At 62.1% G+C, this 7,500-nt stretch carries 9 protein-coding genes; 1 reads left to right on the top strand and 8 read right to left on the bottom strand.

The genetic code is table 11. The features are described from left to right. The 6 genes from ACEK02_RS18115 to ACEK02_RS18090 form a co-directional block, all read right to left on the bottom strand. Positions 1-691 (bottom strand): DUF444 family protein (locus ACEK02_RS18115; protein WP_371422965.1); only part of this gene is annotated, 691 nt, incomplete at its 3' end. Between the two features lie 25 nt (positions 692-716). Further along, on the bottom strand, positions 717-2,660 hold the full coding sequence (locus ACEK02_RS18110) for a PrkA family serine protein kinase (RefSeq protein ID WP_371422964.1): 1,944 nt from the start codon (positions 2,658-2,660) through the stop codon (positions 717-719). Between the two features lie 341 nt (positions 2,661-3,001). Then, the gene (locus ACEK02_RS18105; RefSeq protein WP_371422963.1) at positions 3,002-3,460 is read right to left on the bottom strand and encodes a DUF1178 family protein; all 459 of its coding nucleotides are present in this window, start codon (positions 3,458-3,460) and stop codon (positions 3,002-3,004) included. Next, positions 3,457-4,356: a carbon-nitrogen hydrolase family protein gene (locus ACEK02_RS18100; protein ID WP_371422962.1), complete on the bottom strand. Its 900-nt coding sequence runs from the start codon at positions 4,354-4,356 to the stop codon at positions 3,457-3,459. Before ACEK02_RS18100 ends, ACEK02_RS18105 begins: the two co-directional genes overlap by 4 nt. Continuing rightward, positions 4,353-4,628: a glutaredoxin 3 gene (gene grxC / locus ACEK02_RS18095; RefSeq protein WP_371422961.1), complete on the bottom strand. Its 276-nt coding sequence runs from the start codon at positions 4,626-4,628 to the stop codon at positions 4,353-4,355. Before grxC ends, ACEK02_RS18100 begins: the two co-directional genes overlap by 4 nt. Positions 4,629-4,659: 31 nt before the next feature. Then, on the bottom strand, positions 4,660-5,469 hold the full coding sequence (locus tag ACEK02_RS18090; RefSeq protein ID WP_371422960.1) for a ComF family protein: 810 nt from the start codon (positions 5,467-5,469) through the stop codon (positions 4,660-4,662). Between the two features lie 77 nt (positions 5,470-5,546). Here ACEK02_RS18090 and ACEK02_RS18085 point away from each other — a divergent pair, with 77 nt between their 5' ends. Continuing rightward, a complete protein-coding gene (locus ACEK02_RS18085) occupies positions 5,547-6,395 on the top strand; it encodes a methyltransferase domain-containing protein (protein ID WP_371422959.1) in 849 nt (282 codons plus the stop codon). Here the strand turns inward: ACEK02_RS18085 and ACEK02_RS18080 are convergent. Together ACEK02_RS18080 and ACEK02_RS18075 are read right to left on the bottom strand one after the other, a co-directional pair. Then, a complete protein-coding gene (locus ACEK02_RS18080; protein WP_120287336.1) occupies positions 6,392-6,790 on the bottom strand; it encodes a (deoxy)nucleoside triphosphate pyrophosphohydrolase in 399 nt (132 codons plus the stop codon). The two genes, ACEK02_RS18085 and ACEK02_RS18080, sit on opposite strands and share 4 nt — an antisense overlap. Continuing rightward, positions 6,787-7,500 (bottom strand): bifunctional ornithine acetyltransferase/N-acetylglutamate synthase (locus ACEK02_RS18075; RefSeq protein ID WP_371422958.1); only part of this gene is annotated, 714 nt, incomplete at its 5' end. The genes ACEK02_RS18075 and ACEK02_RS18080, both read right to left, overlap by 4 nt.

The raw sequence follows: 7,500 nt of genomic DNA, 5'->3' as shown, positions 1-7,500 counted from the left end.
TTGGCATGGTCTCGAAGCGGCGATAGCGGATATCGATGGGATCGATGAAGGGAATTCGCCGCGTCTTGGATTTCAGCCGTTCGATTTCAGCCAGCAATTCGGGACGGCGCTCGTCACTGCAATGCTCCAACTCTGCTTCCAGCAGCGCAATGGCTTCCGGTCGCGGTCGCTGCAGTGCAACCCGTCGTGCCATGGCCAAGCGCACGGTGCGGCTGACCGAGATATTGGCAGGCGAGCCTGTCGTTGTATATCCGGCGCGGCGCAGGCCTTCGTTCTCGACTTCGGCCAGCTTGCGCTTGGAAAGATCCGGCAGTTCCAGGTCGTCGAGGAAAATGTCGACGAACTCTTCCCGGCTGAGCACAAACCGGAACGCATCCTCGCCGTCGCCTTCGCCGGCATCGTTCGATCTGCCGCTCTTCGATTGCGGCCGCTGAAGGTAATCACCTTCCACGAATTTCACGTTGCCGGGCAATACCCGGTCGCGAATTCCGCCCTCGCGGTAAAAGCGCGGCTCGTTCATCCCGTCGAGCGGGATGGACACTTCGCCGCCTTCCAGGACGTCTTTGATGTCGCGGTCCTGGGAGGCTTTCTTGACGGCTCCCTGAACCAGAGCTTTCGCGCGTCGCAAGAACCGCTGGCGGTTCTCAAGACTCTTGCTGCTCGGGTTCAGGCGTCTATCGACGATATGCATGGCCACGTTATGTTGGCTCCTTGCGTCAGCCGGCCTGTTTCACGCGCATATACCATTCGACGAGACGACGAACCTGGCGCTCGGTGTAGCCGCGATCGACCATCCGCGCGACGAAGTCGTCATGCTTCTTCTCGGTCTCGCCGTCCTTCTTCGATCCGAAGGAGATCACCGGAAGCAGATCTTCGACTTGAGAGAAGATGCGCTTTTCGATGACTTCCCTGATCTTCTCATAACTCGTCCAGGTCGGATTCTTTCCGCCATTCTGCGCCCGTGAGCGAAGCGAGAACTTCACGACTTCGTTGCGGAAGTCCTTGGGGTTGGCAATTCCGGCCGGCTTTTCGATCTTGCTCAGCTCCTGATTGAGCAATTCGCGATCGAGCAATTGTCCGGTGTCAGGATCCTTGAAGTCCTGATCCTCGATCCAGGCATCGGCATAGTCGACGTAACGATCGAACAGGTTCTGGCCATAATCCGAATAGGATTCGAGATAGGCTTTCTGGATTTCATGGCCGATGAACTCCGCATAACGCGGTACAAGCTCGGCCTTGATGAATTCGAGATAACGTTTTTCGACTTCATCAGGCATCTGCTCTCTGCGGATCGCCTGCTCCAGCGTATACATCAGGTGCACGGGATCTGCGCCAATCTCCGACGTGTCGTGATTGTAGGTCGCGGCCAAAACCTTGAACGCGAAGCGCGTCGAGGCACCGTCCATGCCTTCATCAACACCGGCGGCGTCCTTGTATTCCTGAACACTGCGGGCCTTCGGATCCGATTCTTTCAGGCTTTCGCCGTCATAGACCCGCATCTTGGCGAAGGTGGTCGAGTTTTCGTGCTTGCGCAGCCGCGACATCACGGAGAAGCGCGCGAGGGTCTCCAGCGTCGCCGGTGCGCAAGGTGCAGTGGCGAGTTCGGAGCCCTGAATGAGCTTCTCATAGATCTTCTGTTCTTCGGTGACGCGCAGGCAGTACGGCACCTTGATGACGCAGATACGGTCGATGAAGGCTTCGTTGTTCTTGTTGGCCTTGAAACTCTGCCACTCGGATTCGTTGGAGTGGGCAAGGATCACGCCGGTGAACGGGATGGCGCCGATGTTCTCGGTGCCGATGTAGTTGCCTTCCTGCGTCGCCGTCAGCAGCGGATGCAGCATCTTGATCGGCGCCTTGAACATCTCGACGAATTCAAGAATGCCCTGATTGGCGCGGTTGAGGCCGCCGGAATAGCTGTAGGCGTCGGGATCGTTCTGCGCGAAGACTTCGAGCTTGCGGATATCGACCTTGCCGACCAGCGAGGAGATGTCCTGGTTGTTCTCGTCACCGGGCTCTGTCTTGGCGATGGCGATCTGGCGCAATCGCGACGGCTGGATCCGTGCGACGCGGAATTGCGAGATGTCGCCGCCGAAAGATTCGAGCCGCTTATAGCACCACGGGCTCATGAGACCCGTAAGCCGCCGGCGTGGAACGCCGTATTTCTCTTCGATCATCGGGCCGAGCGTGTCGGGATCGAACAGGCTGAGCGGGCTTTCAAAGACCGGGCTGAGCTGGTCGCCGGCTTTCAGCACATAGATGGGATGGACTTCCATCAACGCCTTGAGGCGCTCGGCAAGCGATGATTTGCCGCCGCCGACCGGGCCGAGCAGATAAAGAATCTGCTTGCGTTCCTCGAGGCCCTGCGCCGCGTGGCGGAAGAAGGCGACGATGCGTTCGATCGTATCTTCCATGCCGTGAAAGCCGGCAAAGGCTGGATAGCTGCGGATGGTACGATTCAAAAAAATACGGCCAAGGCGTGGATCCTTGGCCGTGTCTATCATTTGAGGCTCGCCGATCGCCGCCAGCAGGCGTTCCGCCGCGTTGGCATATCGCATCGGGTCTCCTCTGCAGGATTCCAGATACTCGGACATCGACATGTCCGTCTGACTTCGGGCCTCGTAACTTCGAGCGAACGCATTGAACAGAGAATCGTTGTACATGATCCCTCTCTCCTTGCTGGTCGGCCGTCCTGTTGGTCGCGATGCTCCTAATGTGGTAACGGAACGCGTCTTTCCGATCGCGACTCAACATCAGCACTATAGCCTGCAGGACACATCCAGGTCCGAAATCGCGCAATGCGATCTGAGTGCAGCGCGCGACTCATATTCAGGCACTTGCTTATAAGTTAGGCCAGTTTTGCCATGTCTCAAGGGCTGGCAAAGCGATTGTCCACGCCTGTGACTCGAACGCCACAAAATTGCCGTATCCCGGAAGCTTTCGGATTCTTCTATCGGGATAGAGGGTTGGCACGAGTCCAAACGCGCATAAGCGTGTGCTGTGCCTAGTTCCGGTCGCCTGGCAGCACAGGGAGCGGAGTCACCTCGATACCTTCGTCGATCAGCGAGCGTGCTTCGTCTGGCGTCGCTTCCCCATAAATCGGGCGATGTTCGATATCGCCGTAATGCATCTTGCGGGCTTCGCTCGGGAAGTTTTCGCCGACATTGTCCGCGTTCTTGGTCACGTGATCGCGCAGCTCTTTCAGCTTGGCGCGGAGCTCGGCTTCCTGCGGCGCCATCATCAGCGGCGCTGTGGACTCGGAACCCGTGTCAGGGGGGGCCTCCGGGCGGTTCTTGCTCTTGCCGACGATACGCGGCGCCATGATCGCTTTCTCGATCTTCACCGAGCCGCAATGCGGGCAATTCACCAACTTGCGCTTCACCTGGGAGTCATACGCGCCGGAGCTCTGGAACCAGCTTTCGAAAGCGTGTCCCTTCTCGCAGCGCAGGTTGTAGCGGATCATGTCGCTTCCCGAACGAGATGCAGGTAGTCCGGGCCCGATTTGGGGTCGCTGACACTGAAGCGGCGGCCGTGCTGCAATGACGGCACGGTCTTGCGCGCTTCGGTCGCCTTGGCCGGATCGATTTTCGCGAGGATGAAGCCCGGTTCGACGCCGGTGGCTTCGGCCAGCACCACGCCCCACGGGTCGATAATCAGCGAGTGGCCATAGGTCGTGCGCTTGTTTTCATGCACGCCGCCCTGCGCGGCCGCAAAGACGAAGCAACCGGTCTCGATCGCGCGGGCGCGCAGCAGCGTGTGCCAATGGGCCTCGCCAGTCTTCTGCGTGAAGGCCGAGGGCACCGTCAGGAACGACGCGCCGCTTTCAGCCAATGCGCGATACAGTGCCGGGAAGCGCACATCGTAGCAGATGGTCAGGCCGATGCGGCCCCAGGGGAGGTCGGAGATGACGGCGGTCTCGCCCGGCTGGTAATTCGCGGATTCGCGATAGCTCTCGCCGTTAGGCAGGTCGATGTCGAACATGTGGATCTTGTCGTAGCTCGCCAGGACATTGCCGTCCGGTCCGATCAGGAATGAGCGATTGGCGGCGCGTTCCGGGTTGGCCAGCACGGCCAGCGATCCGATATGCAGGTGGATCTTCAGCTCGGCGGCCAGCGCGCGATAGGCCTTCAGCGAGAGGTCGTCTTCTTCCGAGCGCAGATGTTCGAACAGCGCGGTGCGATTGAGTTGCATCATATTGCTCACTTCCGGCGTGAGCACATAGTCGGCGCCGGCGAGCGCGGCTTCGCGGATCAGATGGCGGCCTTGTTCGAGGCTCGGCTCCGGCAGCAGGCCGGTACGCATCTGCACCATCCCGGCGGTGAAGGTCTGGGGCTCGGACGTCGGGGATATCTGGCTCATGAGGTGGCCTTCTCGCCTGCGATCATGGCGTCAAATTTGCCTTCGCGGTCCAATGCGTAGAGATCGTCGCAGCCGCCGATCAGGGTGCCGCCGATGAAAATCTGCGGAAAGGTGGCGCCGGGGTAGGTCCGGTCGAACATTTCCTGGCGCAGGTTCGGGTCGGTCGCGGTGTCGAAATGGGTGAAAGCGGCTTTCTTGCGCTGGAGCAGCGAGATCGCGGCACTGCAATAGCCACAGCCGGGACGGGTGTAGATTTCAATCGCGGCGGCCATCGGGTGCTCCAGTTGCAGGGGAAGTGTCTGATTATATGGGGACCTTGTGGGCCTCCACAACCCGCGCAAAGACCAGCACATCGACCTGAGCGGCCTTGGCGCGCAGCAGCGCCCGTGCGCAGGCGTCCGTCGTGGCACCGGAGGTCAGCACGTCATCGACCAGAATGACGCGGCGGCCCTGGATTTCAACCTGGCGTTCAGGCGGGACCTTGAAGGCGCCCTGCACATTGCTGGCGCGCTCGGTGCGCGACAGGCCGATCTGGTGTTCGGTCGGGTGTATTCGCCGCAGGGCGTCGCGGGATATCGCAACACCGCTCTGCCGGCCGATTGCCCGCGCCAGCGCGCCCGACTGGTTGAAGCGCCGGCTGAAGCCGCGTCGCCAGTGTAGCGGCACCGGCACCAGAAGATCGGCTTCTGCTAGCAATTCCTTCCCCGCGCGCGCCATCCAGCGACCCATGGTTGGCGCCAGATCGGTCCGGTCATGATATTTCAACTGATGCACCAGCGTGCGGGCGACCTCGTCATAGCGCACGGCCGCACGGGCGCGCTGATAGGCCGGCGGATCGGCGATTGCCTGCATCGACAGGATGCCCGGGCCGGGATCGTAGACGAACGGAATGCCGAGCCGGCTGCAGAACGGCGGCGCGATGAAGGAGAGTTTGCCCCAGCAGGCCGCGCAGACGCCTTCGCCCGCCACGGGTTCCCGGCAGGCCACGCAAAGGGTCGGCAACGCAACGTCAAGGGCAAGGCGGGCGGTTTGCCTCAATGCGGACCGGCAAAGCTTCAACGCGCCGCGCAATTGCGCGGGGAGGGACCGCGACACTGTCGTTTCTGCGTCCATAGGTTGAAGGCTAGAGCCCTCCTGCACCGATCTCAAGCGCGATTGCCAGATCCCCGGTCTTCGGCGTACCAAGCCGCATGGCTCAGACCTCCATTGCTGCACCGATCCTGTTCGACCGCGCCCTGCTGCGCGTGCGGCAGGCGCGTGCGTCGCAGCTTGGCGCCGAGACGTTCCTGCTGGATCGTGTTGTCGCCGACATGGACGAGCGATTGCAGGCGGTGCTGCGCCAGTTCGACAATGCCGTCGACGTGGCAACGCCCGGCAACGGTCTGCGCGATGTTGTGGCCGGGCGCGTCGGTCATGTCGCCCATGTCGATGTGCCGGATGTCGAAAGCGATGGCCTCAATCTCGCGCCAGCTTCGCTCGATCTCGTCGTCTCCGCACTCGGGCTGCATTTCGTCAATGATCTGCCGGGCGCGATGGCGCAGATCCGCCGCGCGCTGAAGCCGGATGGTTTGCTGCTGGCGGCAATGCTGGGCGGCGATACGCTGACCGAGTTGCGGCAATCGTTTGCTGCTGCCGAAGCCGAGCTCGACGGTGGCATCTCGCCGCGCGTCGCGCCATCAGCCGATCTGCGCGATGTCGGTGCGTTGCTGCAGCGGGCGGGATTTGCGCTGCCGGTGACCGACGTCGATCGCGTCGTGGTACGCTACGACAGCGTCTTCGGTCTCATGCAGGACCTGCGCAGGATGGGCGCCACCAATGTGCTGGTCGAGCGCCGCCGTGCGCCGCTGCGCCGCGCGACGCTGCTGCGCATGGCGCAGATCTATAGTGAACGCTTTGCCGATCCCGACGGTCGCATTCGCGCGACCTTCGACATCATCTGGCTGTCCGGCTGGGCGCCGCATGAAAGCCAGCAGAAGCCGCTGAAGCCGGGCTCGGCGAAAGCGAGCCTCGCCGATGCGGTGAAGGGGCTGAAGCCCTAGAGCAGATCGATCAGATGCGGGATCAGCGGGATATCCGCGGCCGGCATCGGATAGTCGCGCAGCTTGTTGGGCCGCACCCAGGCGAGGTTCTGGCCTTCCCTGGAGATCGCAAGGCCTTCCCAGCGCCGGCAGATATAGAGCGGCATCAGCAGGTGAAAATCCTCATAGGCGTGGCTGGCGAAGGTCAGCGGCGCGAGGCAGGCTTCCTTCACGGTGATCCCGAGCTCCTCGTCGAGCTCGCGGATCAGCGCCGCTTCGGGCCGCTCGCCAGGCTCCAGCTTGCCGCCGGGAAATTCCCAGAGGCCGGCCAGCGCCTTGCCTTCCGGCCGCTGTGCGATCAGCACGCGGCCGTCAGGATCGATCAGTGCGCAGGCAACGACGAGGACGAGTTTCACGACCGATAGTCGCCATTGATGGCGATATATTCCTTGGTGAGATCGCAGGTCAGCACGCGGTCGCGGCCCTTGCCGAGGCCGAGCGCCACCTTGATCTGGATCTCCGGCTTCTTCATCGCGTTGGAGACCTCGGTCTCGTTATAGGACGGGTCGCGTGCGCCGGACTTGGCGACGCGAATGCCGTTGAACCAGATCGACAGCTTGTCGCGATTGGCGGGCTCGCCGGCCTTGCCGACAGCCATGACCACGCGGCCCCAATTGGCATCCTCGCCGCCCACCGCCGTCTTCACCAGCGGTGAGTTGGCGATCGACATGGCGATCTTGCGTGCCGAGGCCTTGGTGGTTGCTCCCTCGACGACGATCTCAATGAGCTTGCGGGCGCCCTCGCCATCGCGCGCGACCTGTTCGGCGAGATCGTTGAGGATCGCGTTCAATGCCTTCACGAAGGGCTTCAGCCTGATGTCGCTGGCCTTGGTGATCTTCGGCGCCCCCTGTGCGGTCGCGGCGCCAGTCGCGAACATCAGGAGCGTGTCCGAGGTCGAGGTGTCGCCGTCGATGGTCACCGCGTTGAACGAGTCGTCAACGCCGGCCTTGAGCAGCGCCTGCAGCGCCGGTGCGGAGATCGGCGCGTCGGTGAAGATGAAGGAGAGCATCGTCGCCATGTCCGGCGCGATCATGCCGGCGCCCTTGGCCATGCCGTTGATGGTGAC

Source organism: Tardiphaga sp., from assembly GCF_041424195.1.
Classification (GTDB): Bacteria; Pseudomonadota; Alphaproteobacteria; order Rhizobiales; family Xanthobacteraceae; genus Tardiphaga.
The sequence above is the reverse complement of the archived record's forward strand: the minus strand, read 5'-3'. Positions and strand labels throughout refer to the sequence as shown.